The sequence below is a fragment of the Ammoniphilus sp. YIM 78166 genome (assembly GCF_004522215.1).
In the GTDB taxonomy this organism is placed as follows: domain Bacteria; phylum Bacillota; class Bacilli; order Aneurinibacillales; family RAOX-1; genus YIM-78166.
Genome location: NZ_SDLR01000005.1, coordinates 358,805 through 383,447, shown reverse-complemented (window position 1 = coordinate 383,447; position 24,643 = coordinate 358,805). Strand labels below are relative to the sequence as shown.

Sequence of the window (24,643 nt, the reverse complement as noted above, 5' to 3'; positions counted from 1 at the left end):
GAATAAAGGATGAACATGAGATTTGAGCGTATGGGGAGATTAAAAAGCTTTGAAATGCCGACGGTGGTGGTACATGGGATCGGCGTGATCAAACAGGCTGGGGAACAAATTAAGAATTTAGGAGTGAGCCGTGTGCTCCTCGTGACGGACCCTGGTGTTCAAAAAGTAGGATTGACGGAAGGGGTCATCAAAAGCCTGAAGGAAAGTGATATTGATGTGGTGGTATATGATAAAGTAGAGCCCAATCCTTCTATATATACGGTAGCAAAGGGCAGTGCGATGTATGTGGAAAATGGGTGCGATGGTTTAGTGGCAGTTGGGGGAGGAAGTTCCATGGATACGGCCAAAGCCATTGGGGTGGAGGTTGTCCATGGAGAGCCGGTGCTGAATTATGAAGCCGCTCCCGGGAAGAAGCCGCTAGCAAAGCGTATCCCTCCTTTAACCACCATCCCCACAACAGCGGGTACGGGAAGTGAAGTTACCCAATGGGCGGTCATCACCGATCCTGCAAGAGAGTTCAAATTTAATACAGGAGGGCCATTGATCGCCGCCCACTTGACCATTATTGATCCGGAGCTTCATGTGTCCATGCCAGCGCATATTACTGCAGGAACGGGTATAGACGCTCTGTCCCATGCCATCGAGTGCTATACCTGCCATTATGCTCAGCCGATGACCGATGCGGTAGCGTTGTTAGCGATGGAATACGTAGCCAAGTATCTTCGTCGGGCCGTTTCCAATGGTCAGGATATCGAAGCGCGCTATGGGATGGCGAAGGCAGCGATGCTCGCCGGCTTGTCCTATGGAAGCGAATCGGCAGGGGCAGCCCATGCAATGGCACAGACGCTAGGTGGAATCATCCCGGTGGCTCATGGTCCTTGTGTGGCCGCGATGCTGGGTCCTGTTATGGAATATAATTGGATGGGAGAACCGGAGAAGTTTGCTCGCATCGCGCAGGCGCTGGGGGTAAATATCCACGGAATGTCACAGGAGGAAGCGGCGAAAGCGGCGGTCCGCGAGGTGTATCATCTCGTGAGAGATGTACAGATCCCTTCGCTCGAGCAGCAAGGGGTACCGGCTGAGATGATCCCTCGTTTAGCGGAAGAGGCGTATAGAGATCCCCAAACAATTGGGAATCCGCGCGATATTAACGTGAAGGGCTATGAGTGGGTCTATCGACGCTGCTTTAACCTGGAGCCATCGACGGTATAAACGAATATAGGTTGCGGGAGCCATCCTCGAAGCTGAAGTGAGGATGGCTCCTTATTACGTGGTGAGGTGAGCGCTGATATGACTTATGCCATTATGGGGTTGATTCAAGTCCTTTATGTAGCCCTTTATTCGATACGCAGTGTATTTATGATCAAGGGAATGAAGTATTTAGCGGCCTTCATTAGCACGATCGAAATCTTTGTTTACATTACTGGCTTGGCTATCGTACTAAAGTATATGGATTCGACACTTGGGATTATTACGTACTGCGGATCCTACGGGATCGGGATTTTATTGGGAATTTATATAGAACAGAAGATTGCCTTAGGCTATATTGCTTTACAGGTCATATCAGAGCAAGCCGAGATGTCCCATGAGCTCCGGGCAAAGGGATATGGTGTTACCACGTGGACAGGGCAGGGTGCGCAAGGCACGAGGATGGTCTACATCGTGTTAGCCCGCCGAAAGCAGTATGTACACTTAAAGGCGCTTATTCAGCAGATTGATCCTAAGGCGTTTATGATCTCGTACGAGCCGTCGAACTTCGTCGGTGGCTTTTGGACTAAAAGCATAAGTAAGTGAAAAATGCCCAGGACTGGCTAGCGCCTAGTTCTGGGTGTTTTTTTGGTTAAACTCTTCCACAAGCTTGTCAATCTCCTTGCTTTCAAAAAGCTGGACTACCTGCTTTAGCCATTCATAATACTGGCGGGATTGATTCAACTGTTCAAGATCCGCTTTCGCTTTTTCGTGAATCCACACAGGGGCATTCGGGTCTTGTACAAGCTCGGTGAGAATTTCTGTGGCTTTTTCTGTTGCCTCCAGGTTGATGGCAATTTCTCTGCTCCACATCTTGCTGAAGAAGGAGGTAAAGGTCTTGAAAAAATCTTTCTCTGCTAAGTATAAGTCTTTCCTGACGCCTCTCTGCCACACCTTATGGACAAACCCGATCTGCTGCAGAGCTCGTATTCCTGTACTCATGCTAGGCTTGCTCATCCCTAGCTCTTGACTCATTTCATCTAAGGTTAGCGGTTGTTGCTTGAAGTAGAGGATGCCAAATAACCTCCCAATGGAGGGGGTGACCCCATATAAATCCATGGTCTCAGAAATCGCATCAACCACTACACTTTCAGCATCCATTAAGGCTTCTTCATGTTGCTTAGAGGACCCCATAGCCATCACGACCTTTTTGTTTATGTTCAATTCGTTCGCTTTTTTCTTAATATAATAAATATATCAAATCCGTATTGTATGTCAATAAAGTCGATCGGACATTCGTTCCGCTATCGGGGTCACTAGATGGATTTTTTGATTAATACGGACATGGGTTCCTCTATTCTAAGAAATAAGGCGTCCTTCTACGCATTTCCATCCAATCAAAGGATCCTATGTCCTTTAACATGGTGAAAGTGCTTATTTGGGGTAAATAAGTCTGTCCCTTAAGGAATATTCAAACGAACCTAAGCTCGATTAATCTAGAAAAAATAGTCTGCTGGCGTTTTCAAGCTCATAACTTGGTAATTCACCTGTAAACCCAACCGATGAAACGATGATAATAATGAATAAAAACACCATACCAATTAAAAAGTGGATCTCCCGAAAAGTTTTCTTCATAGAAATCAGCCCTCGCTAAAGTAAGAAATTGTTTTTACAGATATTACAATAGATAATAGAGTCACACAACAGGTCTTTTTGTTAAAATGATTCTGAATATTAAATTTTTATTGAACTAAATATAAAAATATATTATAATGAATATAACATTAACTAATGTACTGTACCACTAAAAGGAGGAAGCGGAGGGAATGGTTCTGTCGAGAAAGGCTGGAAAGTTGATTTTATTTTTACTGATAGGAGTTATTATTACATACCTCTTACTGCCTTTATTGTCCGTGTTCATCACGAAGAGTCCGGCAATGATCATGGAGAAACTGCAAAGTCCGGTGATCTACCAGGCGCTGAGCTTAAGTTTAAAGACCACTAGTATTGCGCTCATTTTTATTGTCGGGTTAGGTACGCCTTTAGCGTACTGGTTGGCGAAGTCGGAGTTCAAAGGAAAGAAAGGACTGGAAGTGGCCTTGAAAATGCCGATCGTCGCACCCACCGCGGTGGTAGGGGTAGGCTTGCTGCTCATCTTCGGTCAACGAGGAATGCTAGGGGGGACGCTCAGTGTGTTGGGAGTAACCGTCCCTTTTACCTCGATTGCGGTCGTGATGGCTCAAGTGTTTATGGCTTCCCCTTTTTACGTGACCACGGCGCGACAAGCGTTTGAGGCGGTCGATGATCAGCTGATTGCGGTCTCCCAAACCCTGGGTGTCAATGCCTGGAAAACGTATTGGCGCGTCACCACGCCGCTCGCCTTGCCTGGTCTTCTCACGGGGGTAGCTTTAAGCTGGGCACTGGCTCTCGGGGAGTTTGGAGCAACGATGATGTTTGCGGGAAATTTGCCAGGAAAAACGCAAACGTTGCCCCTCGCCATCTATACCGCAATGGAGTCGGATGCGGATGTGGCCGTATCGATTGCTGCTCTTTTGTTGACGGTCTCGTTTTCCTTGTTGCTGTTTGTGAGCTTTATCGAAAAATTCTTAGGCAAGATTATGGGCACGGCTCGATAGATAGGAGGAAGTAGGTCATGTTATCTTTTCAATTAAAGAAGCGGCTGCGTCATTTCACAGTCGAGCTCTCCCAAGAGATCGGTGCGGAAACGCTCGTGTTGATTGGACATTCAGGTTGTGGGAAAAGTACGATGCTCAAAATGCTGGCAGGTCTGCTTTCCCCAGATGAAGGATCGATCCACCTGGATGGACGAACGTTGTGGGATGGATCACAAGGCATTCAACTGCCGCCGGAAGAACGGAATATTGGCTATGTGTTTCAAAATTACGCGCTCTTTCCACATCTCACGGTTTTTAATAACGTAGGCTACGGCATTTCCCACTTAGAAAAGGAAGAACGGACACAGCGAATTCTAGATGCCCTAGACTTTCTAGCCATTCGCCATTTAGCCCATGCGAAGCCAGCCATGCTGTCTGGTGGTGAACAACAACGCGTCGCTTTAGCGCGGGCACTCGTTACTCGGCCAAAGCTGCTCCTGCTCGATGAACCCCTATCCGCTCTTGATGTCTCGACCCGTTCGCATGTTCGGACGGAATTGAAGGAGCTCTTGCAAAAGCTGTCCATCCCAAGCATTGTTGTCACGCACGATTATGAGGATGCCCGTGTACTCGCGGACCGGGTGGCGGTCATGGATCAAGGGGTGATTATCCAATCTGGGAATTCGAAGGAGATTGCGCAGTATCCGGCCAGTGACTTCGTGGCGGAGTTTATCGGTACGAACCTGCTTCCCCATGTGGTTCCAGGACAAGAGCAGCCCTCCTTTGTTTCGGTCCATCCTTGGCATGTCGAGGTAACGGAAGAACCGCAGACTCGAGAATACCAATGGTCAGGAAAAATCAGAGATATGGCGTTTCAAGGGGGATTTGTTCGCCTGCAAATTGAAGGAGAGGTTTCCATTCTCGCGGATGTACGAGTGGAGTTGGTAGAAGCCCAAGATTATAAAGTCAATCAAGAGGTCTTTGCTTCGGTACGAGAAGAACATGCACGAGTGGTAGAAGGAGCGGTGGTGAAGAAACGTACGCGCATCTCCGTCAAATCCGAACCCACCCCGATGCCAACGGGAGGAAAACCAACTAAGTGGAAGGGGCTGCTGGCCGCAGCGGCGGTCGTTCTCGCCGTTGGGATAACCGGCTATGGGTTGAAAACGAATGCCGTCAATACCGCTGCCACCGCGGCACCCACGAAGGAAATGTTCGCCTTAGTAGCCGCTAACGCGACGTACCCGTTTAACGAGCTGATGGAGAAGTTTGAGGAAGAGCATCCTTCGGTGAAGATGGGGGCTACCTTTGCTGGGACCCAGATCTTAAGAACACAATTGGAGCAAGGGGCCAAGGCCGATATCTTTCTTTCCGCGGATATCGTTCATATTGAAGCCGTTAAGGAACAAGGATTGATCGATGAGTTTTTCCCAGTTTCTAAAGGGCATGAGGTCATTGTCGTACCAAAAGGGAACCCAGCAGCCATTCAGGGCTTAGAGGATCTGGGGAGCAAATCGGTGAAGCTCGTGATCGGGGTCGATAATGTACCGATCGGGGCATATACGCGACAGATTTTTGATAACGCGAAGGCTGGATACGGAGAGGATTTTCCACAGCGGGTATTAAAGAATGTGGTGTCCTTTGAAACCAGCACGAAACAGGTACTGCAAAAGGTGGGGCTAGGTGAAGCTCAAGCTGGGATTGTGTACCGTACGGACGTGACGCCGGACTTCCAGGAAAAAGTGGACATTGTGGACATTCCAAAAGAGTATAACGTTCAGGCAACTAACTATATCGCAGTGACGAATGTGTCCCCGAATCCAGAACTGGCTCAGGAATTTCTTGAGTTCTCTCTTTCTGAAGAGGGGCAAGAGATCTTCATTCACCATGGCTACGATCCATTGGATTAGGAGGTTTCCAAATGAACACTGGATATGTCATGCACATTAACCTGAACAGTTGCAGCGGCTGCCACGCCTGCTCCGTGTCTTGCAAGGCGGAGCACCGAGCTCCTTTGGGCAACTTCCGGCATCGGGTACAGGTCATCGAACAGGGGACGTTTCCTCATACGTCCCGATCGTTTGTTCCGACGCTTTGCCAACATTGTGAGGAGGCGCCTTGTCTTGAGGCCTGCGGGGTGCAGGCTTGGAATGATACGGTTGTAAGGATCCATATGTTTTGACTTGGTGCCCGTTTGGGCACTTTTCTTTTGAACTAAAAATTCTAAATTATTAGTATTGACCAGATGCTGCTCCGTTGGTATAATTCTAATCATAAAGAACGTTTTGAAAATATTAAACAAAAGAGATCGTTGTGAGAAGGGTACCAATTTTATCTCTGACTAGGTCTCTATGCTCAACCAGTGTTTAATGATTTCTCAACGTATTATACAATAATTACATTTATTAGGAAATGGTGGTGGTGAAAGGATGAAGAAAGTTGTAATCCTGGGTGCAGGCTACGGAGGTTTGATGACTGCGGTTCAGCTGCAAGAGAGGATTGCTGGTGACGAAGCGGAGCTGATCCTCGTTAATAAACACGATTATCACTCCCTTACTACCTGGCTTCATGAGCCTGCAGCAGGAACCTTGCACCACGATCGCTGCCGGATCGATATCCGATCCCTTCTGCGGACAAATCGAACACGTTTTGTCAAGGGAGTGGTTGAAGCAATTCAACCGGATGTAAGCGCTGTCCGACTCGCCGATGGGGAGAGACTGGAATACGACTATCTTGTCGTGGCATTAGGCAGCGAGCCAGAGACGTTTGGGATTCAAGGGCTAAAGGAGCACGCGTTTTCGATCCGCAGCATTAACAGCGTGAGGATGATACGAGAGCATATTGAATACATGTTCTCGAGGTTTCGCAATGAACCCCATCGCTCTGATTATCTCACCTTTGTGGTCGGGGGAGCAGGATTTACTGGCATTGAATTTGTAGGAGAATTAGCCGATCGAATTCCCGGATTGTGTAGGGAGTTTGACGTAGAGCCTTCTCAAGTCAAGATTTATAATATCGAAGCGGCCCCCACCGTTCTGCCCGGATTTGATCCGGAACTGACGGAGTATGCGATGAAGGTGTTATCGGAAAAAGGAGTAATTTTTCGGATCAATACTCCCATTCAGGAGTGTAGTCCAGAAGGTGTGGTGTTAGCTACGGGAGAGAAGATTCCTTCTTCCACCGTGGTGTGGACGGGAGGTGTCCGAGGAAGCTCCATTATAGAGAAGTCTGGCTTTGAAGTGGTGCGGGGAAGGGTAAAGGTTGACCATTACTTGCGATCACCTGGATATTCAAATGTGTTTGTGATTGGGGATTCATCCGTCCTGTTTGATCCAGAAACAGGTAGACCCTATCCCCCAACTGCTCAGATCGCGATCCAGCAAGGCATTCATACTGCAACGAATATCAAGTCTCTACTAGAAGGGGGAGAACTTCAAGCTTTTCATCCTGAACTAAAAGGGACGGTGGCTTCGCTAGGAAAGGGAGAAGCGATCGGGATGGTGGGACAGCGAAAGCTGGTTGGTTCGAGTGCCTCAAAGCTGAAAAAAATCATCGACAATCGTTATTTATTTACCCTTGGTGGATTTAAATTGTTATTGCAGAAGGCAAAGCTCTAGTGATAGCTATTTTTTTTCTTATTTTGTTAAATATATTCTAAATGTATTGAATATAACGGTCATAGGGGTTGTCGATATGAGATTGGAAATCGGAAATTTTTATGTGAGGGATGTTGTTTTCGGGAAGGTCACGTCCTACAGGGACGGGGTATTGACGATCAACAAGGAGGAAGCGCTTCAGGTGGTTCGGGAAGATGACCACATCATAGAAGCGGATATTATCCTGGCGAAGCCGGGGGACCCGGTGCGGATCACTCCAGTAAAGGAAGCGATCGAGCCTCGCTGTAAGGTTTCTGGCGGTGTGATGTTTCCGGGGGTCTTACATAAGCTGTTGCCTGCGGGTAGTGGACGAACGCACGCGTTGAAAGGAAGTTGTGTACTTGCGGTAGGAAAGCATTGGGGAGGATTTCAGGATGGTCTCATCGACATGAGCGGACCGGGAGCGGAACGCACCGCCTTTTCCCAATATCTCAATATTTGTTTGGTTGCCGATACGGATGAAGCATTTGAACGATTCGAGCAGCAAAAGAAAAACAGGGCCCTGCGCTGGGCGGGAATGCGTTTAGCAGAATATCTCGGGAATTGCGTCAAGGAACTCGTGCCGGAGGAAGTAGAAGTGTTTGACTTGCCGCCGATTCACGAAAGGCCAACAGAGGTTCAGCAGCTACCCGGGGTGGTTTATGTGATCCAGCTGCAATCCCAAATGCTTGAAAACGGCTATAATGCTTTGGTTTATGGCTGGGATGCGAATCGGATGGTACCTACTCTGATGCATCCAAACGAGCTGCTGGATGGGGCGGTGATTTCTGGAAGCTTTATGCCTTGTTCATCGAAAATCTCAACCTACCAGCATGTAAACAACCCGACCATTAAATGCTTGTTTGAAGAGCATGGGAAGACGATCAACTTTTTAGGCGTGATCGTGTCCAATCTGAATGTGCAGCTGGAAGAAAAAACAAGATCTGCCTTGTTCGTTCGTCAGCTAGCCACCCAGATCGGGGCACAAGGCGCGATCGTCTGCGAAGAAGGATACGGGAATCCAGATGCGGATTTTATCGCGGTGGTCAACGAACTAACGGACGCCGGCATTAAGGTGGTGGGGATTACCAATGAGTGCACCGGCCGAGATGGAAGATCTCAGTCGCTCGTAGATCTCTCGGAAAAAGCGGACGCCATTGTGACGACAGGAAATGTTTCTGAATTCATTCGCTTGCCGCCGATGGAACGAGTGATTGGAGAATTAGTTGCCCTCGCCCGCGACGGAAATTCCGGGGGGTGGGAAGGATCGGTCAAAGAAGATGGATCTATTGAAATGGAAAATAACGGCATGTTTTGCTCGGACGATAACACTGGTAGTTTCTATAAAACCGTGGTGGAGTACTAGGAGGTGATGAAAATGAAGAAAGCCGTTCATTATATTAACCAGTTTTTCGGGCAGATCGGAGGTGAGGATAAAGCGGATTTTGAACCGGTTATCCGGGAAGGCGTTGTCGGACCTGGAATGCTCTTGAAAAGCTTAGTCGCCCCCGAAGTGGAAGTGACCCATACGATCATTTGCGGGGATAACTTCTTCGGCACTCATAAGCAGGATGCGATCGAGATTATCCTTAGTTACCTGCAGGACCTTGAATTTGATTTATTCGTGGCGGGGCCAGCGTTTATGGCTGGACGCTATGGCTTCGCTTGCGGGGAGATTTGCAAGGCGGTCCAAGAACGATTCGGTGTCCCTGCGGTCACCAGCATGTATGTCGAAAACCCAGCAGTAGAAATGTTTCATAAGGACATCTACATTTTCTCTGGGGGAGACAGTGCGGGAGCGATGCGTAAGGACGTTCCTCCGATGGCTCAATTTATTAAAAAGTTAGCCACGGGAGCCGAGCTTTTTCCCGCCAAGCAAGAAGGTTATTTCCCAAAAGGCATTCGAGTGGAATCGTTTAAACATCCTGCCGTACCCGCTGCGCAACGCGCCGTTGATATGCTGCTTAAAAAGTTGAATAATGAGCCGTTTGAAACGGAAATGCCCATGCCAAAAGTGGATCGCGTACCGATCGCACCTGCCATTGACCTGAAGCAAGCGACGGTAGCGCTAGTGAACTCCGGCGGCATCGTGCCGGTCGGCAATCCCGATCGGATCCAGTCGGCGTCGGCTACGAAGTGGGGCAAATATGACGTCGCTTCTATAGAACGATTGGAAGGCGGAGTTTGGCAGACCATTCATGCTGGGTTTGACCCTTCCTTTGCTAACGATAACCCGAACATCATTGTTCCATTGGATGCTGTTCGTGATTATGAGAAGGAGCGAATCTTCGGCAAACTTCATCCTTATGTGTACTCGACGGTAGGAACGGGAACGACGCAAGCGGACGCTAGTCGGATGGGACGAGAAATTGCCCAGGAACTCTTGGAGGCCAATGTTTCGGCCGTCATCCTCACCTCGACCTGAGGGACATGTACTCGTTGCGGGGCAACGATCGTAAAAGAAATTGAACGAGCAGGCATCACGATTGTGCAAATGGCCAACCTGGTATCCATTGCCAAGACGGTAGGAGCGAACCGAATTGTTCCCACGGTTTCCATCCCTTATCCATTAGGAAATCCGAATTTATCCCACGAGGACCAATGGAAGCTGCGCAAGCATCGTGTAGGGGTGGCCCTGCAGGCTTTAGCCTCAGAGATCGAGGAGCCTACCATTTTTGAAGTGAAAATCTAGCTCAATACAATACAAGGAGGAATAGAAGATGAAGATTCAAGGAAAAAAAATCATTATTGTAGGAGAACGTGACGGGGTACCCGCTCCATCCATCGCGGCTTGTGTAGCCACTGCCGGGGGCGAAACCATATTCATGGATACGCAGTGCTTCGTCTGAACGGCCGCAGGTGCAATGGACCTTGAGGTTCAAGGTTCTTTATTAAAAGCAGTCGAAGAGCATGGAAGAGAAAACGTCATGGTCATCTTGGGTTCGCCCGATGCGGATAGCGCCGATATCTATGCAGAAACAGTCACGGTAGGAGACCCTACGTATGCCGGTCCTCTAGCAGGTGTCGCTTTAGGTTTGCAAGTCTATCACATTTTGGAAGATGAAATGAAAGAGCAGATAGATCCGTCGATCTATGAAACTGAAATTGGATTGATGGAACTATCCCTAGATAAGGACGCCATCTGCGAAGCGATGAAAAGCGCACGGACGAAGTTTCTATAACGAGCGAAGGGGTGAGCCCCACCCCTTCCTTCTATTTCATAGGGGGGATCTAAAGATGAGCATGGATAAAGTGTATGATGTCGTGATTGCAGGTGCGGGACCCGCTGGCATGACGGCAGCCGTTTATACCGCCCGCGCCAACATGAGCACGCTGATGATTGAAAAGGGGACGCCTGGCGGTCAGATGGTGAATACCGAGGAAATTGAAAACTATCCCGGGTTTGCGTCGATCCTAGGTCCGGAGCTATCTAAGCAAATGTATGAACATGCGCTCAAATTTAATGCTGAACACCTGCGAGGAGAAATTCTCGAGATTCGTGACGGATATCCCTATAAAACGGTGGTCCTCGCCAACCAAGAGATTCAAGCGAAAGCTGTCATCGTGACGACCGGGGCGGTCGCTCGAAAATTAGGCGTCCCGGGAGAGCTGGAGTTTGCTGGAAGAGGCGTATCGTATTGTGCCGTTTGTGATGGAGCCTTTTTCCAAGATCTCGAGCTGGTGGTCGTCGGGGGAGGGGACTCAGCGGTGGAAGAAGCCCTGTTCCTCACACGCTTCGCTTCCAAGGTCACGATTATACACCGCCGGGATGAGTTCCGGGCCCAGAAGATCATTCAGGATCGTGCGTTTGAACATCCAAAAATTGAAATCATCTGGAATCATGTGGTCGAGGAAATTCAAGGGGATGGATTGGTGAAGGGCGTTCAAATCCGAGATCTCGTCACGGGAGAGAGTAGCGAATATGACTGTGACGGGGTATTTATTTACGTAGGGATGGATCCGATTACTGATAGCGTCAAGTCTTTAGGGATTACCAACGAGGCGGGCTATATCCCGACCGATGAGCAGATGCAGACCAGCAAGCCGGGGATTTTTGCCGCGGGTGATGTGCGGGAAAAAACACTCCGCCAAGTAGTCACGGCGACCGGGGATGGCAGTATCGCGGCCTTAAGTGCGCAGCACTATGTGGAGGATCTAGAAGAAGCATTAAAGCAAAGCACGCAGGAAATCCCTGCTTAAGACGGAGGTTAAGATGAACACACCAGTAATTAAAGGGGCATCCTTTGTTTTAACTCATACACCGAGTCTTGTTCGCCACGGCTCCAAGCCGATGCGAGAACTAGAGAAAAATCCGGAGCTGCTCGACCAGATCCATGCTCACCTGCGGAGCTATGAGGCCGCCGTAGCCTATCCGCCGAATCAAGTGTTTATCGGGAACATGAGACCGGATGAATTAAGAAAGCTAGAGGGGCCTTGGCACCAGTCCAAGGTTCTAGAAGCGAAGCGGTTTAGCCCGAGCGGCGAAATCATGCCAGAAGATGAATTTTACGGTTGGTTAAAGATATCAGATGAATACAATCTGGTCTTGCTAGAAGAAGGGTTCGTCTCGGAAATCAAGTTCAAGCTCGAACAGCATCCTCTTATAGAAGCGAGCGATTTAGGGAGATTAGGCCAAGGGGTCAGCCTAGCGGTCATCGAAGATCGTATTCAAAACGAACACCACACAATACCGCTTTATGTCAACCGGACCCAATTGATTGGCTGCGTGATTACAGGTCATGAGGAAGATGAGAATTTAGCCGGGCATATCATTCTTGAAAACCTTTCCAATAAAGCCTCCGGTGTGGTTGCTATGCGCCATGCGTTGAGATCCTTTGCGGTGAAGCCACATGAGATTGATTATGTGATCGGCTGCGATGAAGAAGCCGTAGGCGATCGGTACCAGCGCGGCGGAGGCAACATGGCCAAATCGATTGCCGAATTGGCGGGGTGCACGAAGGCCAGCGGTTCCGATATCAAATCGTTCTGTTGTGCACCAGCCCATGCGATTGTCGTAGCGGCGAGCATGGTTCAATCCGGACTGTATGATGAGGTGTTGGTCATCGGGGGTGGATGCTTAGCGAAGTTGGGCATGAAGTACGCAGGTCACTTGAAAAACCAGATGCCGATCCTCGAAGACCAAATGGGCGCCATCGCCATCCTCGTAGGAAAAGATGACGGAAAAAGTCCAGTGGTTCGACTCGATGCAGTTGGAAAGCATAGCATTGCCTCAGGATCGTCTGCACAGGCCATCTATCAATCGCTTGTCGTCGAGCCGCTGGAGCGGATTGGCAAGACAATTCTCGATATCGATAAGTTCGCCGTGGAAATGCATAACCCTGAAGTCACCGAACCGAATGGAAACGGGAATGTACCGAAAACCAATTATCGAACGCTGGCGAGTATGGCGGTGATCCGTGGAGAAATGGAGAAAGCGGAGATAGGCAATTATGAGATCCAACACGGCATGCCAGGCTTTTCCCCGACTCAAGGGCATATTGCCGCAGCCATTCCGTTTATGGGTCATGCCAGAGACATGATCATGAATGGAGAAATTGAAACGGCCATGTTTGTAGCGAAGGGAAGCTTATTCTTAGGGAAAATGACGAAGCTCTCGGACGGCATGTCTTATCTACTCGAAAAAAATAAGGGAGGGAATAAAGGATGCAAGTTGTAAACAAAGAAAATTTCCAAGCGGAAGTACTTGATTCGGAAAAACCGGTGGTGGTCGATATTTGGGGGCCTTCCTGCGAGCCTTGCTTAGCGCTGATGCCTGCAGTAGAAGTGCTTTCTGAAAAATATGCCGATGAGGTGAAAGTGGTCAAACTCAACAGTGCCGAAAATCGGCGGCTCTGCATCGACTTAAAAGTGATCGGATTACCGACCTTCCTCTTGTTCCAAAGCGGAAAAGAAGTGTCTCGACTCAGCGGAAAAGACGTGGATATCGAAGCGGTAGAGCAATTAATCCGAGATGTGCCTAGCGCAGCTAACACAAACTAATAAAGAGGGGGAACCGGATTATGAATATGAGATTCGAGCGTATGGGAAGATTAAAGAGCTTTGAAATGCCAACGGTGGTCGTCCATGGGATTGGGGTTATTAAACAGGCTGGCGAGCAAATCAAGAACCTAGGCGTCACCCGCGTGCTTCTGGTTACCGATCCGGGGGTGCAAAAGGTAGGTTTAACAGCAGGCGTAATCAAAAGCTTAAAAGAAAGCGACGTCGATGTTGTGGTCTATGACCAAGTCGAACCCAACCCATCGATCCACACAGTAGCTAAGGGAACGGCGATGTATGTGGAAACAGGCTGCGATGGCTTGGTCGCGGTAGGCGGAGGAAGCTCCATGGATACGGCTAAGGCCATTGGGGTGGAGGTCGTACATGGAGAGCCCGTGCTAAATTATGAGGCGGCGCCAGGGAAAAAGCCATTGGCCAAGCGCATTCCTCCGTTAACCACGATCCCGACCACAGCTGGAACGGGAAGTGAAGTGACACAGTGGGCTGTGATCACGGATCCAGTTCGCGAATTTAAATTTAATACGGGTGGTCCGCTCATTGCCGCTCACTTGACCATCATCGATCCAGAGCTTCATGTCTCCATGCCCGCACATATTACCGCAGGAACAGGAATCGATGCGCTGTCCCACGCCATTGAATGCTATACCTGCCATTACGCGCAGCCGATGACGGATGCGGTTGCCTTGCTCGCGATGGAATATGTTTCCAAGTATCTTCGCCGAGCCGTTTCCAACGGCCAGGATATCGAAGCCCGATATGGAATGGCCAAAGCCGCGATGCTGGCTGGCTTATCCTATGGAAGCGAATCGGCAGGAGCCGCCCACGCTATGGCGCAGACTCTAGGCGGCATCATCCCGGTCGCGCATGGTCCATGTGTAGCCGCGATGCTAGGGCCCGTGATGGAGTACAATTGGATGGGCGAGCCGGAAAAGTTCGCGCGCATTGCCCAAGCTTTAGGTGTGAACATCCATGGGATGAACCAGGAGGAAGCAGCCAAAGCGGCAGTACGCGAGGTCTATCGCTTGGTGAAGGATGTGCAGATTCCAACGCTCGAGCAACAGGGGGTGCCAGCGGAAATGATTCCGCGTTTGGCAGAAGAAGCGTATCGTGATCCGCAAACGATCGGCAATCCCCGAGACATCAATGTCAAAGGATATGAATGGGTTTACCGACGTTGCTTTAACCTCGAACCATCAACCGTTTAAAAAAAAGGAGAAAGCTCGACGGTGGGAATCCACGACCGTTGAGCTTTTGACTTAAGAAAGGAGACTATGGATGTACCTTTATCAAGTCATTCATTTAAAGAAGGAAATCGCGCATCGCAAGGAAAAAATCTACCACTTAAAAATCCTGCATGGTGAATCAGATTGCAACGTGATCCGCCTTACCGGTGAAGTTAACCAACTAAATCAGGAATACCAAGCCATCCTTTCACAATTCCCCGCACATGAGCGATTGACAATCTGGAATAAATAGCTTATTATTTTATTTATTATGAATGTTTAATAAATTTTTAATTAAGGTTAGAAGCCTGTGAATAGGACGGATGCACGATGAGCTTTGTTTACCTGATTTTAGCTATTCTTACCGAGGTTTCGGGCACAACAGCGATGAAGCTATCGCATGGCTTTACCAAGTTGCTTCCTTCTCTTCTGATGTTTGTTCTTTACGCGCTAAGCCTTACCCTATTAACACTCGCCTTGAAGACTATTGATGTCAGTGTAGCTTACGCCATATGGTCCGGAGTCGGTACAGCGCTGATTGCAACCATAGGAATCCTATGGTTTAAAGAGAGCTTTACCTTCCTTAAATTGGTCTCCATCCTGATGATCATTGCGGGTGTTGTAGGCTTGAATGTGAGCAATGGGGATAAAGCTACTCCACCTACTGAAGTATTGATAGAGAAAGTCTTGAATAAATGAATCAAGCTGGTATCGCTTAGGTGATAGTAGCTTTTACTTTTTTCCTCTTCTAAGCAGGGACATTTTAAGGTATAAATAAGCTACCAGGATAAACAGGAGGGGATCAGATGATTGGGAAATTGGTGAAGAAGCTCTTGTACAAAATGCTAGGAATGAAGACCTCTAACAAATATTACAAATACAGCAGCAGCGATTATCGTAAAGGGAGAAGGCCTTACGGTCAGGGACACTCTTATTATGGAAAATCTCATTACAAGAAGAAAAAGCACTCCAGCTTTTTTAGCAGCTAGCAGGGATGCGGTGGATGAAGCGGATATGGGAGAGAATGCTAGATCGCTCGTATCCTTGCGGAACGATTGTTCAAGGGTATGAACTTTTGAACGTACTCGGAATCGGCAGTTACGGTATCACGTATCTAAGCCAGGATCAAAGAGATGGCAAGCTCTGTGTCGTCAAGCAAGTCAAGCCTAGCAAAAAAAACACGAAAAAAGGGATGCAGGCCTATTCATCCGAAACCTCCCTTTTACAACAGCTCGATCATCCGTCGATCCCGCGCTTCTATCAGCGTTTCAATTTCGACGGCCATTTCTTCTTTGCGATGGAATATATGGAAGGAAAGAACTTTGAAGAACTGATTTTCATAGAGGGAAGGGAGTATTCCGAACGGCAGGCGCTGTTCATTCTTCAACAATTGCTTTGCATTTTCGACTACCTTTATCAAAATGGAATCTCCCATCGAGATCTGCGCGTCCCCAACGTGATCATGGACGAGAATGAGGAGTTAAAGTTAATTGATTTCGGCTTAGCCAAGGTAATGAACGATAAGGATGTGAAACGAGATTTTCAGGATATCGCTCACTTCCTTCTATTCCTTCTATATTCTACATACGTTCCGATACAAAAGAAAAGTAAGAGCTGGGAGGAAGAGCTGCGTATCCATCCTATCACGAGGAGAATCATTCGTCGGTTATTTGGGCTTGATACTCCGTATCGTGATATCAGAGAATTAAGCGCTGAACTTGCGAGTGCTTTAGAATGAAGCTGGCCTTCTCTATGAACGAGAAGGCTAGTATTGTAATAAAATGCGAGTAAAGATTCGTTCGAAGGGAGAAGAGCATATAGAAAGATTACATGAAAGGCGTCCAATCCTTTGCTATGTCAGGTTAATATAATAGTAGTAGATTCATAAGGAAAGGAGGACCCAAATGAAAAAGCCAACAGCCGAACAAATGAGGAAAATGAGAAGTATTGTGAATCAATTAAAGGGAAAGAGACTCACGATTAGCGACTCCAGGGGTAGAAAATACCGCATGGAAGTGGTCGGGATCAAAGGGAATTTTCTCGTTATGCGACAAGTCGGCCCCCGTCCCTCTGGAGCGAAATCCAGCCTCATCCCGCCGTTCTTCCCCTTCTTTTTCTTCCCGCTTCCCTTTTTCTTCCCTTTCTTCTTCTTCTTTTAAATTTATGCTGTGTCAGAGCAGTCGGCCTCACAAGGAGGTTAGGCTGCTTCTTTTAATCTGTGTTAAATTCGAACATTAGTGTTCCGAATCGGAACATCTTCATCTCAAAATAAAATGAACATACCTAGATTTACCCAAATTTGTTAGTTGGCATCGTAATTGCAATAAAAATAAGTCGAAAACAAGGGGGAGGTATACGAATGCCAAAGTATGTTATTGAACGTAAAATCCCGAATGCAGGAAACTTAAGCTCAGATGATTTAAGAGCGATCTCGCAAAAATCGGTAGGGGTGCTTCGAGAGCTTGGTCCTGAAATTCAATGGGTCAACAGCTACGTTACGGATGATACCGTGTACTGTGTGTATATCGCACCTAGTGCCGAGCTTATCAAAGAACATGCCGAACGCGGGGGATTTCCGGCAGACCAAGTGTCAGAAGTACGCAATATCATTGATCCGACTACAGCCGGGTAAAAGTATGGGAAGCCTGTTCCTTGTGGACAGGCTTATTTTGATTTCACGTAATGATTCAAAGTAGGTGCTAGCAGGGGGTACCAAGAATTGTTGGTACTTTTCGCCTGCTCGTTTCGTTGATACACTCTTTTTAGAATCATAATTCTCTAAAAAGAGGAGAACGAAATCAATGAAAAAACGTGTACGGAATACATCTGCGTTTACTTTTCTAGCTTGGGCTGCGTTTAGCTTGGCTTGCGCTTTTTTCTTCATTGGAATCTATAACATGGACGCTCCACTTGTGGAGAAAGGGTACTATAGCGTCACAGGGTTGTTTTTGATTTTTAGCTCCTTTGTTTTGCAAAAGGTCATTCGGGATAATCAGGAGGACGCGGATTACGAGCCAGCCGTCAAAGAAGATCACCAATAAGTAAAGCTTTCATTTTTTAAGCCATTGCGAAGGCGTACGATTCTGCTCATTACCCATGAGATGGATTTTGCCCGCGAAATCGCTGACCGGATTGTTTTCATTGACGCAGGCCGGATCTTCTATTCTTGATCAATAGGGTTACTAATCTGATCCTGATAGAAATCAAAGTAAAGCTGCTTGTTCGTTCCTCTGACAGCATAACAAATATCGGATAAGGCTACTCCGCGGTTCTCGATCTCATTGAATAGCCATTCTTTAGATAGCTGATTTTCAACTAAATTTTTATCAATAATTTGACCATCCATTATTAACTCAACGGGGAAGGAGGATGGATGGGATACGAATATCCCGATGTCCTGTTTAGTCAGAGTGCGGTAAGGAAATTTCTTAAGTACCGAGATATGTCCGTCACTCTCTAAGGTACAATATTCAACCTCTTCGATATCAAAAATATCTTTTTCTCTTAGCGCCTGATTTAGATAGTCCAAGGTGTAGTTGATCTTTTTCATATTTCCTTCTAAAATTTGGCCTTCCTGTATCAGAACTGTGGGGGCTCCGGATAGCCATTTTCTCATCTTGCGGCTTTTTCTAGATGCAATTGTGGCAAAATAGGAGATAGTACCAAAAATAATAAATGCGGTGACAATATATTTAGCCTCAATCTTAAGGTTGAAGGTTAGGTTGCCAATAATTGCTCCTAGAGAGATTGCGGCGATAAAGTCATGGAGAGTCATCTGGGATATGGTTTGTTTTCCTAGCGCTCGAGCTACAAGCATAAATAATACGAAGCCCCCGATGGTCCGCAAGGCTACTTCCAAAAAATCAGACATCGAATCACCTAATTGCTGTTTATTTATATTTAGTATTAGAAAAATCCTAATGTCTATCCTATTTTTCCAATTCAACCTATACAAGACTCAGGACAACAATCACGAAATGAAGTCGGCCTGAGAGGACAACTAAGTCAAAAAAACCCAACGGCAACCGTTGGGTTTTTTTTTTAATAGTAGAAACAAATTCCTGCCACTCCTGCCATGACAATGAGAAAGGCGGGGTGAAGCTTCGTAAAGAGGAGAAGGAGGACGGAACCGATCATGATCAGAATAGCGGTAAAATCGATAGAGTAGCTAATAATTCCATTATTGATAGCAAAGCGGACTGCTGCATAGGCAATCAATCCCGTAATGACAGGTCTTAGGATATAAAAGGCCGAGTAAAAGCGATGATGATGCTGAATCCGATGAAATAAAACAGCGATAAGAAAGACCGAAATGAGCGACGGGAGGGAGATGGCGAGAGTGGAGAGAATGGCGCCGAAAATCCCCCCCATTTTGTACCCTACAAAAATGACGCTGTTGGTCGCGATCGGCCCGGGTGACATTCCCGCGACGGCAATCACATCGGTAAACTGCTGAGAGGTAAGCCAGCCGTGTTTGAGTACCTCATATTCGATGATGGGAATCATGGCATAGCCGCCGCCGAAAGAAAGAAAGCCAATTTTAAAGAACGAGATAAAAAGTTCCCACCACATTTAAATGCCTGCTCCCATATAGTAATCTAGATCCAGCTTCCTCTTGTTTTCGGGTGGTTCTTTCTTGAAAAATAAAGCCCCAATAAGTCCTCCGAAAAGAATGACAAACATCGGATGGATGGAAGACAATAATAAAATCAGCAAGACGATCCCGGCTACGGCAGCCGTTGTTTTATCCAGAATCGAGGTTTTTGCCGTTCGGTACGCCGCATACAGGATGAGTGCCACGATCGCTGGTCGTATGCCTAAAAAGGCCGCTTGCACTAAGGGGGAATGCTGCACACTCAGGAACAGGGTGGTCAGGATGAGGATAATGATAAAAGTGGGCAGGATGATGCCGACAGTGGCTGCAAGGGCCCCCCATGGACCTGCCAAACGATATCCGATAAAGGTTGCGGCATTCACGGCAACCGAACCTGGTGCGGTTTGGGAGACGGCTAGCACATCCGTGACCTCCTCTTTTTTCATCCATCTGTTCTTTTCAATAATTGCTCTTTCCAGTAAAGGAATCATGGCATAGCCCCCACCGAAGGTAGCCGGTCCTAGCATGAAGAACGTACAGAAAATCTTCCAAATCATCATCAAGGATCACCTACCTTAAGCAAGATTCAAAAACCATACTTCCTGCGCCAACTGCTATTGCATTTTCCCCTAACCTTCCCCGGCTGAAATGAATAGGATAATCTGGATAGAAACCCAGCTTTTCCTTCGCGGTTTGGGTTGTTACATCATAAAAGTAATCCATTTCCGTCACGAGTGCCCCTCCAAGGACTACGAGATTCGGGTGCAAAAGGACCATCATGTTCGCAAGGCCAATCCCATAATAATAAGCAGCCTCGTGGACGACTTCGCAGCAGAGAGGATCTTGTTCTTTAACAGCTGCGCAAATCTCCGTGAACTCGATATGTTCAACGTCAAGCCCTTTATTTCTTAGCAGGGAAGGATGTCCCCTCTTAAGACGTTGCATGACTTCTTCCTGAATCGCTAAGGTAGTGGAGTAGGCATTGAGACAGCCATATCTTCCGCACGTACACTTTTTGCCATGGATATCAACGGTCATATGCCCATACGCTCCTTCCATATCCACGGGTCCCCGGATGACCTGGCCATTGGCTAAGGTCCCACAGCGAATCCCCACCCCTGTAATGTTGTAAACCATGCTGTCCGCTTCCGTCCAGAACCCATACCTATATTCTCCCAGTACAGCCGTGTTGGCCCCATTATCCAATAGCACGGGGCGGTCAAAATAATCGCCAAGGATCTGGCAAATAGGGACATTCCTCCAGCCTATAGAAGGGAAGTTCGAAGGATTCGTGATCATCCCGGTTTCCCGATTCAATGGGCCGACAGCTCCGATTCCCAGACCTAGAACGGAGGAAAGAGGAATCTGGTGCTTCTCCAAAAGGCGGGTCACTTCCGCTTGAATCCAGTCGATCGTTAACTCAGGCGTACTGTTTTCTCGCATGGACATTCTAGCTTCGCCAAGAACGGAAAGGTCTAGGTCCATCAACAGAATTTTGGAATAAATACGAGAGATATCGATCCCTATGAGATAGAACAGTCGCGGATTAATCTGATAGGTAAGGGGTTTGCGTCCGCCGCTGGACTCAGCAAGACCACTCTCCAGGATCGCATCTTCCTCCAATAGCTCTTCAATCAGCCTTGCGCAAGTACTCTGCTTAAGACCTGATAGTTCAACTAAGGAGCCTTTCGTAATCGGACCATGTTTATGAATTAGGCTATAGAGTTGTTTTAAATTATTAATCTTTTGAGAAGAATCTTTAAAAAGAGGGATCATAAAGAGCTCCTTACTCCCGATGTTCTTTCCCTTACTATAACACTTTTACCCAAAATGAGCAAAAGATATTATTCTGCTACCCTTTTTTAGGGAACTAGAGTGGGGCTTATTTCCTTATTTTCCACTTGGAATTAAACCTTTTTATAAAAATGGGTAAAAGCTTTAGGGATATTGACCGGTGGAGCAAATTAGAGGAAAATGAAACTACCAATAATGCATAGTGGATTACTTGGTATTTGAGGTGGGCGATTCGATGGCTAAGTATAAAAAACGATGGTTGAAGATAGGCTTGTTACTGTCCTTTTTGTTAATAGCAGGAGGCTGTACTGAGGATAAGCAAGAGATAGAAATCAAAGGGATTGGCGTCCCTATGGATTCTCTTCTGTTTGTTCAAGGAAATACCCAAGCCGCAATGTTGCTGGACGAGGCCACCATCTTACAGAAGGTGATCGAGCGTTCCCTTGACTATGGATATGTGAGGATTGAGCTTGCTATAGATCGATATGTAAATGGTGCCCCCATCGTAGCATTATCCGGTGCTCAAGATCCCGATCAGCAGATATGGATGCTGGTAGCACATCGAGATATGCTTCATACGCAGCCCGAGCGGGTGAAAGAGTTTGTTCAACAGTTTGCGGAGGATACAAGGAAGCGTGGCTGGACGCTCGTACCATGGTCGGAGAACGAGATTGTAAAGACCCTTGGCATCAAAGAAAAAGTGAATTTAAGCTGGTTTGTGGATCCTTATTTTTATAAGTGAACCATTATCGTAGAGAGTTGGCTGCCGGTTTGAACTGGCAGCCTATTTGGCTTGAAAATCATAGAGTGGACAAATCCGGAATATATATAGTTGTATGAGAAAGTACTCCCATGAAAAGGGTGATAGATTTGCAACGCAAATCAACAGAGGAATCGCTGGATTTAGCTAAGGAGATTCTAGAGTTTATTCAAAGTGAGACCCTGAGTGTCGTGCAGAAAAGGAAAATAGTTACGGATTCCATCGAGAATTTTGAAAATCATGTAACCAAGGCGATTCTGGCTCACCGCAAGTCGGTTTCGACGGATTACTCTGTTGTAGAGTGGGAAGGGGAGGGTGCGGTCTTTCGGGATACGATGGGCGATGAATATATCGATTGCCTAGGAGGGTACGGAGTGTTTCTTCTCGGTCATCGAAATCCTAGAGTTGTCCAAGCCGTCGAAGCCCAAATCAAGCGGTATGCCTTGCACAGCCAAGAGATGGTGGATCCTTTACGCGGGTACTTATCCAAACTGCTAGCGTATATTACCCCGGGTGATCTGCAGCACAGCTATCTCGTCAATTGTGGAACCGAAGCCAACGAAATGGCTCTAAAGCTCGCCCGATTGGCCACCGGTAAGCGATGCTTCATTTCGATGGAGAAAGGCTTCCACGGAAAAACGATGGGATCGTTGTCCGCTTCTGGCAAATCGACGTTCCGTGAACCCTATTATCCGCTTGTACCCGGTTTTCAGCATGTACCGTTCGGAGATGCTGACGCCGTCGAGCAGGTCATCCGTATGCTAATCGCCACGGGAGAGACCGTTGCAGGGGTAATTGTAGAACCGATCCAAGGAGAAGGGGGGGTGAATATTCCACCGGATGATTACTTCCCTCGTCTTCGCGAGATTTGCGATCGATATGAATGTCTCTTAATTGTCGATGAGGTCCAAACCGGCATGGGCAGGACCGGAACCTTGTTTGGGGTTGATCATTGGAATGTCGTGCCGGATATCATGACACTCGGGAAGGCACTAGGCGGTGGGGTGATGCCGATTGCGGCGATGGTCGCGAAAAAGAAGTGGTGGAGCAAAATGGAGGAAAATCCTTTTCTGCTAGGGTCTTCTACCTTCGGGGGGAACCCGCTCTGCTGTGCGGGGGCGGTAGCAGGAATTCAGACGATCCTAGAAGAGGATATTCCAAAGCAAGCCAAAGAAAAAGGAGACTACCTGTTGGTTTCACTTAAAGAAATGCAAACGCTCTATCCGGATGTTTTAGCAGATGTGCGTGGGATCGGTCTCTTAATTGGACTGGAATTTACGAACAACACCCTTGGTTATTCGTTAGCTAAACACTTGTTCAGCAAGAAGATATTGGTTAGTGGAACGATTAACAATGCAACCGTGATTCGCTTAGAACCCCCTGCTGTTGTATCGTACGAGCAGCTGGATTATGTGCTGGCTTGTATTGAAAAAGGATTGGGGCAATTATCCAAGACGGTTAGATAACTAGAGAGAAGAGGCTGATCCCAAGAAGTATTCCGGGTCAGCCTCATTTTTTTTGCTTTACCTTCGTAAGCTCTCTCCTAATCGGGTGACTCCCCAATAGTCCGCTCTAAAAGTGGTATACCGTTCCTGATAATTGAAGACCCAATAATCCAGATCGTGCAACATGCGGTGAAGACGAATCAGATCAGCAGTCTGTATCCAATCTGGGCTACTGGCTGATTTTGCAATTAAGCCTAAGACTTCATTCAAATCCTTAGCAAGTTTGTCGTGATGGGTTTGCTCAGCATAGGGTTGCAAGGCATAAGCAAGGTGCTGAAGTTGAGCGTTAATCTCTAGGTTTGTTAAATTAGGCTCTCCGCCCTCTTGAGGTCTGCTGCTATTAACCAACTCCAGACTTTTCACTCGGTTCCAGCCTACGGTCTCATTAAGAAAAGTATGAGCCTCTGCTATCGTTTGTCTGAATTTTCTTTGATCCTCTATGCCATCCAGGATGCTGGAGTCATAAACGAATTCATGCTCCGCCTGAATGAAGGTCTGATTTAATAGGCTAAGCAAAAAGTTTTGTGCACTCCACCCAACGACCACCACTAAGAATAGTAGGCTTGAGGTAGTGATTGCCGATTTTCTCTTTGTAATAACAGATTTCCAGCGATTCAACACCATCGATCCCTCACAAGTTTATGGTATATATACCCTAATTCTACAGGTATTGGAATGTGTTGACTATGGAAGATTTGACCATATGCGCTCCATCATCTCGCTTACCCTCATTCTCAAGGTATCCCAGCTCGGTTGAAAAAGATGTTGATAGCCATGGTACAGATATCTTACCTCAATCCCTTTCTCTGTTCTTTTCTGGGAATAGACCTTGATCCCATGAAGCCGAAGGGTCTTGCGATTGTGATGTACGGATTGCTCGACTGTCTTTATTGTGAAGTCAAACAAGCTCAGGTAAGGAGCCTTAATCTTAAGTGGGGTGTTCAGGATGATTTTCTTATCCCGTTCCAGTACGGTAAGCAGCAAGGGGAGCACGATGTATTGAAGAATGAAGCCTTGCTCTTGTTCAGATGGGAATTTCATGGTACACCTCATAATAGGAACTTATGTTCTTATTATATGATGAGGATGGAGAAATTTAAACTTTTATTTTGTAGTAGATGGAAAAGTTCCACTTATTGAAGATGACGGTCACGATGCAAGTGTCAATAGATGGTAAAATTCCACTTAAAGGGCTGGAATCCGATAAAATAGGGAGTGTAATTAAAGATAGTTGGAGAAAAGACAATTAAATGGATCAAAACTAGACCATCTATTTCAAATAGATGGACTTTTTCCACTAAGAGGGGACCC

29 protein-coding genes are annotated in these 24,643 nt (G+C 47.1%); 22 read left to right on the top strand and 7 right to left on the bottom strand.

From position 1 onward, the window contains the following. The first annotated feature begins 9 nt into the window (after nucleotides 1-9). Together EIZ58_RS23055 and EIZ58_RS23050 are read left to right on the top strand one after the other, a co-directional pair. A complete protein-coding gene (locus EIZ58_RS23055; protein ID WP_134703288.1) occupies nucleotides 10-1,212 on the top strand; it encodes a choline dehydrogenase in 1,203 nt (400 codons plus the stop codon). A gap of 78 nt (nucleotides 1,213-1,290) precedes the next feature. Beyond that, nucleotides 1,291-1,794: a DUF2179 domain-containing protein gene (locus EIZ58_RS23050; protein ID WP_134703286.1), complete on the top strand. Its 504-nt coding sequence runs from the start codon at nucleotides 1,291-1,293 to the stop codon at nucleotides 1,792-1,794. A gap of 24 nt (nucleotides 1,795-1,818) precedes the next feature. Here EIZ58_RS23050 and cudC read toward each other — a convergent pair whose 3' ends face one another. Next, nucleotides 1,819-2,388: a choline uptake/conversion transcriptional regulator CudC gene (cudC, locus tag EIZ58_RS23045; RefSeq protein WP_370297787.1), complete on the bottom strand. Its 570-nt coding sequence runs from the start codon at nucleotides 2,386-2,388 to the stop codon at nucleotides 1,819-1,821. A 626-nt stretch (nucleotides 2,389-3,014) separates the two neighbouring features. On the opposite strand from cudC, the gene EIZ58_RS23040 reads away from it, so the two are divergent. From EIZ58_RS23040 to EIZ58_RS22955, 18 genes are all read left to right on the top strand, one after another. Beyond that, nucleotides 3,015-3,824 carry an ABC transporter permease gene (locus tag EIZ58_RS23040; RefSeq protein ID WP_134703282.1) on the top strand — a complete coding sequence of 270 codons (810 nt, stop codon included), beginning with the start codon at nucleotides 3,015-3,017 and terminating at the stop codon, nucleotides 3,822-3,824. Between the two features lie 17 nt (nucleotides 3,825-3,841). Further along, nucleotides 3,842-5,713 carry a molybdate ABC transporter substrate-binding protein gene (modA, locus tag EIZ58_RS23035; RefSeq protein WP_134703280.1) on the top strand — a complete coding sequence of 624 codons (1,872 nt, stop codon included), beginning with the start codon at nucleotides 3,842-3,844 and terminating at the stop codon, nucleotides 5,711-5,713. 11 nt (nucleotides 5,714-5,724) lie between these two features. Beyond that, a complete protein-coding gene (locus EIZ58_RS23030) occupies nucleotides 5,725-5,985 on the top strand; it encodes a 4Fe-4S dicluster domain-containing protein (RefSeq protein WP_134703279.1) in 261 nt (86 codons plus the stop codon). 247 nt (nucleotides 5,986-6,232) lie between these two features. Then, nucleotides 6,233-7,420 (top strand): NAD(P)/FAD-dependent oxidoreductase, encoded by a 1,188-nt coding sequence (locus EIZ58_RS23025; RefSeq protein WP_134703277.1) that lies wholly within the window; start codon nucleotides 6,233-6,235, stop codon nucleotides 7,418-7,420. A gap of 76 nt (nucleotides 7,421-7,496) precedes the next feature. Further along, the gene (locus EIZ58_RS23020) at nucleotides 7,497-8,804 is read left to right on the top strand and encodes a glycine/sarcosine/betaine reductase component B subunit (protein ID WP_134703275.1); all 1,308 of its coding nucleotides are present in this window, start codon (nucleotides 7,497-7,499) and stop codon (nucleotides 8,802-8,804) included. Between the two features lie 6 nt (nucleotides 8,805-8,810). Then, nucleotides 8,811-10,130 carry a glycine/betaine/sarcosine/D-proline family reductase selenoprotein B gene (locus EIZ58_RS23015; RefSeq protein WP_483296331.1) on the top strand — a complete coding sequence of 440 codons (1,320 nt, stop codon included), beginning with the start codon at nucleotides 8,811-8,813 and terminating at the stop codon, nucleotides 10,128-10,130. Between the two features lie 28 nt (nucleotides 10,131-10,158). Beyond that, a complete protein-coding gene (gene grdA / locus EIZ58_RS23010; RefSeq protein WP_134703271.1) occupies nucleotides 10,159-10,620 on the top strand; it encodes a glycine/sarcosine/betaine reductase complex selenoprotein A in 462 nt (153 codons plus the stop codon). 55 nt (nucleotides 10,621-10,675) lie between these two features. Then, nucleotides 10,676-11,638 (top strand): thioredoxin-disulfide reductase, encoded by a 963-nt coding sequence (trxB, locus tag EIZ58_RS23005; RefSeq protein WP_134703270.1) that lies wholly within the window; start codon nucleotides 10,676-10,678, stop codon nucleotides 11,636-11,638. A gap of 13 nt (nucleotides 11,639-11,651) precedes the next feature. Beyond that, nucleotides 11,652-13,115, top strand: a complete 1,464-nt coding sequence (gene grdC, locus EIZ58_RS23000; RefSeq protein WP_134703268.1) for a glycine/sarcosine/betaine reductase complex component C subunit beta — start codon at nucleotides 11,652-11,654, stop codon at nucleotides 13,113-13,115. Further along, nucleotides 13,103-13,438, top strand: coding sequence for a thioredoxin family protein (locus EIZ58_RS22995; RefSeq protein WP_134703266.1), 336 nt, complete (start codon nucleotides 13,103-13,105; stop codon nucleotides 13,436-13,438). Before grdC ends, EIZ58_RS22995 begins: the two co-directional genes overlap by 13 nt. 20 nt (nucleotides 13,439-13,458) lie before the next feature. Then, entirely contained in the window at nucleotides 13,459-14,661 is a 1,203-nt protein-coding gene (locus tag EIZ58_RS22990; RefSeq protein ID WP_134703264.1) for a choline dehydrogenase, read from the top strand. 70 nt (nucleotides 14,662-14,731) lie between these two features. Next, nucleotides 14,732-14,932: a hypothetical protein gene (locus EIZ58_RS22985; RefSeq protein WP_134703262.1), complete on the top strand. Its 201-nt coding sequence runs from the start codon at nucleotides 14,732-14,734 to the stop codon at nucleotides 14,930-14,932. 77 nt (nucleotides 14,933-15,009) lie between these two features. Further along, nucleotides 15,010-15,378, top strand: coding sequence for a DMT family transporter (locus tag EIZ58_RS22980; protein WP_134703261.1), 369 nt, complete (start codon nucleotides 15,010-15,012; stop codon nucleotides 15,376-15,378). 107 nt (nucleotides 15,379-15,485) lie between these two features. Beyond that, nucleotides 15,486-15,668 (top strand): hypothetical protein, encoded by a 183-nt coding sequence (locus EIZ58_RS22975; RefSeq protein WP_134703260.1) that lies wholly within the window; start codon nucleotides 15,486-15,488, stop codon nucleotides 15,666-15,668. 14 nt (nucleotides 15,669-15,682) lie between these two features. Further along, entirely contained in the window at nucleotides 15,683-16,417 is a 735-nt protein-coding gene (locus EIZ58_RS22970; RefSeq protein WP_167577903.1) for a serine/threonine protein kinase, read from the top strand. A 166-nt stretch (nucleotides 16,418-16,583) separates the two neighbouring features. Further along, entirely contained in the window at nucleotides 16,584-16,838 is a 255-nt protein-coding gene (locus EIZ58_RS22965) for a hypothetical protein (protein ID WP_134703256.1), read from the top strand. A gap of 200 nt (nucleotides 16,839-17,038) precedes the next feature. After that, nucleotides 17,039-17,311 (top strand): DUF4242 domain-containing protein, encoded by a 273-nt coding sequence (locus EIZ58_RS22960; RefSeq protein WP_134703254.1) that lies wholly within the window; start codon nucleotides 17,039-17,041, stop codon nucleotides 17,309-17,311. Nucleotides 17,312-17,480: 169 nt separating this feature from the next. Continuing rightward, complete coding sequence (locus tag EIZ58_RS22955; protein ID WP_134703253.1) at nucleotides 17,481-17,720, top strand: YiaA/YiaB family inner membrane protein; 240 nt, start codon at nucleotides 17,481-17,483, stop codon at nucleotides 17,718-17,720. A 119-nt stretch (nucleotides 17,721-17,839) separates the two neighbouring features. On the opposite strand, the gene EIZ58_RS22945 is transcribed toward EIZ58_RS22955, so the two are convergent. The 4 genes from EIZ58_RS22945 to EIZ58_RS22930 all read right to left on the bottom strand — a co-directional run bounded on the left by EIZ58_RS22945 (nucleotide 17,840) and on the right by EIZ58_RS22930 (nucleotide 21,049). Then, nucleotides 17,840-18,550, bottom strand: a complete 711-nt coding sequence (locus EIZ58_RS22945; RefSeq protein WP_134703251.1) for a DUF421 domain-containing protein — start codon at nucleotides 18,548-18,550, stop codon at nucleotides 17,840-17,842. A 170-nt stretch (nucleotides 18,551-18,720) separates the two neighbouring features. After that, nucleotides 18,721-19,251, bottom strand: a complete 531-nt coding sequence (locus tag EIZ58_RS22940) for a chromate transporter (protein WP_134703250.1) — start codon at nucleotides 19,249-19,251, stop codon at nucleotides 18,721-18,723. Beyond that, entirely contained in the window at nucleotides 19,252-19,830 is a 579-nt protein-coding gene (locus EIZ58_RS22935; RefSeq protein WP_240689338.1) for a chromate transporter, read from the bottom strand. Between the two features lie 13 nt (nucleotides 19,831-19,843). Next, on the bottom strand, nucleotides 19,844-21,049 hold the full coding sequence (locus tag EIZ58_RS22930; RefSeq protein ID WP_134703247.1) for an ROK family protein: 1,206 nt from the start codon (nucleotides 21,047-21,049) through the stop codon (nucleotides 19,844-19,846). 253 nt (nucleotides 21,050-21,302) lie between these two features. On the opposite strand from EIZ58_RS22930, the gene EIZ58_RS22925 reads away from it, so the two are divergent. Both EIZ58_RS22925 and EIZ58_RS22920 read left to right on the top strand, forming a co-directional pair. Next, the gene (locus EIZ58_RS22925; RefSeq protein WP_134703245.1) at nucleotides 21,303-21,809 is read left to right on the top strand and encodes a hypothetical protein; all 507 of its coding nucleotides are present in this window, start codon (nucleotides 21,303-21,305) and stop codon (nucleotides 21,807-21,809) included. Between the two features lie 110 nt (nucleotides 21,810-21,919). Continuing rightward, a complete protein-coding gene (locus EIZ58_RS22920; RefSeq protein ID WP_240689336.1) occupies nucleotides 21,920-23,293 on the top strand; it encodes a putrescine aminotransferase in 1,374 nt (457 codons plus the stop codon). Between the two features lie 57 nt (nucleotides 23,294-23,350). Here the strand turns inward: EIZ58_RS22920 and EIZ58_RS22915 are convergent, their stop codons facing one another. Both EIZ58_RS22915 and EIZ58_RS22910 read right to left on the bottom strand, forming a co-directional pair. After that, nucleotides 23,351-23,953 carry a hypothetical protein gene (locus EIZ58_RS22915; RefSeq protein WP_167577902.1) on the bottom strand — a complete coding sequence of 201 codons (603 nt, stop codon included), beginning with the start codon at nucleotides 23,951-23,953 and terminating at the stop codon, nucleotides 23,351-23,353. Nucleotides 23,954-24,016: 63 nt separating this feature from the next. After that, a complete protein-coding gene (locus EIZ58_RS22910) occupies nucleotides 24,017-24,373 on the bottom strand; it encodes a YhjD family protein (protein WP_134703240.1) in 357 nt (118 codons plus the stop codon). Nucleotides 24,374-24,643: the final 270 nt, after the last annotated feature.

Coding starts and splice junctions, on each gene's coding strand:
- EIZ58_RS23050 (WP_134703286.1), top strand. CDS start 1,291: ATGACTTATGCCATTATGGGGTTGATTCAAGTCCTTTATGTAGCCCTT.
- EIZ58_RS23040 (WP_134703282.1), top strand. CDS start 3,015: ATGGTTCTGTCGAGAAAGGCTGGAAAGTTGATTTTATTTTTACTGATA.
- EIZ58_RS22930 (WP_134703247.1), bottom strand. CDS start 21,049: ATGATCCCTCTTTTTAAAGATTCTTCTCAAAAGATTAATAATTTAAAA.
- EIZ58_RS23055 (WP_134703288.1), top strand. CDS start 10: ATGAACATGAGATTTGAGCGTATGGGGAGATTAAAAAGCTTTGAAATG.
- EIZ58_RS22920 (WP_240689336.1), top strand. CDS start 21,920: ATGAAAAGGGTGATAGATTTGCAACGCAAATCAACAGAGGAATCGCTG.
- EIZ58_RS22935 (WP_240689338.1), bottom strand. CDS start 19,830: ATGATTTGGAAGATTTTCTGTACGTTCTTCATGCTAGGACCGGCTACC.
- EIZ58_RS22970 (WP_167577903.1), top strand. CDS start 15,683: ATGAAGCGGATATGGGAGAGAATGCTAGATCGCTCGTATCCTTGCGGA.
- trxB (WP_134703270.1), top strand. CDS start 10,676: ATGAGCATGGATAAAGTGTATGATGTCGTGATTGCAGGTGCGGGACCC.
- EIZ58_RS23030 (WP_134703279.1), top strand. CDS start 5,725: ATGAACACTGGATATGTCATGCACATTAACCTGAACAGTTGCAGCGGC.
- EIZ58_RS22940 (WP_134703250.1), bottom strand. CDS start 19,251: ATGTGGTGGGAACTTTTTATCTCGTTCTTTAAAATTGGCTTTCTTTCT.
- EIZ58_RS22960 (WP_134703254.1), top strand. CDS start 17,039: ATGCCAAAGTATGTTATTGAACGTAAAATCCCGAATGCAGGAAACTTA.
- cudC (WP_370297787.1), bottom strand. CDS start 2,388: ATGGCTATGGGGTCCTCTAAGCAACATGAAGAAGCCTTAATGGATGCT.
- EIZ58_RS22980 (WP_134703261.1), top strand. CDS start 15,010: ATGAGCTTTGTTTACCTGATTTTAGCTATTCTTACCGAGGTTTCGGGC.
- EIZ58_RS23020 (WP_134703275.1), top strand. CDS start 7,497: ATGAGATTGGAAATCGGAAATTTTTATGTGAGGGATGTTGTTTTCGGG.
- EIZ58_RS22995 (WP_134703266.1), top strand. CDS start 13,103: ATGCAAGTTGTAAACAAAGAAAATTTCCAAGCGGAAGTACTTGATTCG.
- EIZ58_RS22985 (WP_134703262.1), top strand. CDS start 14,732: ATGTACCTTTATCAAGTCATTCATTTAAAGAAGGAAATCGCGCATCGC.
- EIZ58_RS22910 (WP_134703240.1), bottom strand. CDS start 24,373: ATGAAATTCCCATCTGAACAAGAGCAAGGCTTCATTCTTCAATACATC.
- EIZ58_RS22945 (WP_134703251.1), bottom strand. CDS start 18,550: ATGTCTGATTTTTTGGAAGTAGCCTTGCGGACCATCGGGGGCTTCGTA.
- EIZ58_RS22955 (WP_134703253.1), top strand. CDS start 17,481: ATGAAAAAACGTGTACGGAATACATCTGCGTTTACTTTTCTAGCTTGG.
- modA (WP_134703280.1), top strand. CDS start 3,842: ATGTTATCTTTTCAATTAAAGAAGCGGCTGCGTCATTTCACAGTCGAG.
- EIZ58_RS22925 (WP_134703245.1), top strand. CDS start 21,303: ATGGCTAAGTATAAAAAACGATGGTTGAAGATAGGCTTGTTACTGTCC.
- EIZ58_RS23025 (WP_134703277.1), top strand. CDS start 6,233: ATGAAGAAAGTTGTAATCCTGGGTGCAGGCTACGGAGGTTTGATGACT.
- EIZ58_RS22990 (WP_134703264.1), top strand. CDS start 13,459: ATGAATATGAGATTCGAGCGTATGGGAAGATTAAAGAGCTTTGAAATG.
- EIZ58_RS22965 (WP_134703256.1), top strand. CDS start 16,584: ATGAAAAAGCCAACAGCCGAACAAATGAGGAAAATGAGAAGTATTGTG.
- EIZ58_RS22975 (WP_134703260.1), top strand. CDS start 15,486: ATGATTGGGAAATTGGTGAAGAAGCTCTTGTACAAAATGCTAGGAATG.
- grdC (WP_134703268.1), top strand. CDS start 11,652: ATGAACACACCAGTAATTAAAGGGGCATCCTTTGTTTTAACTCATACA.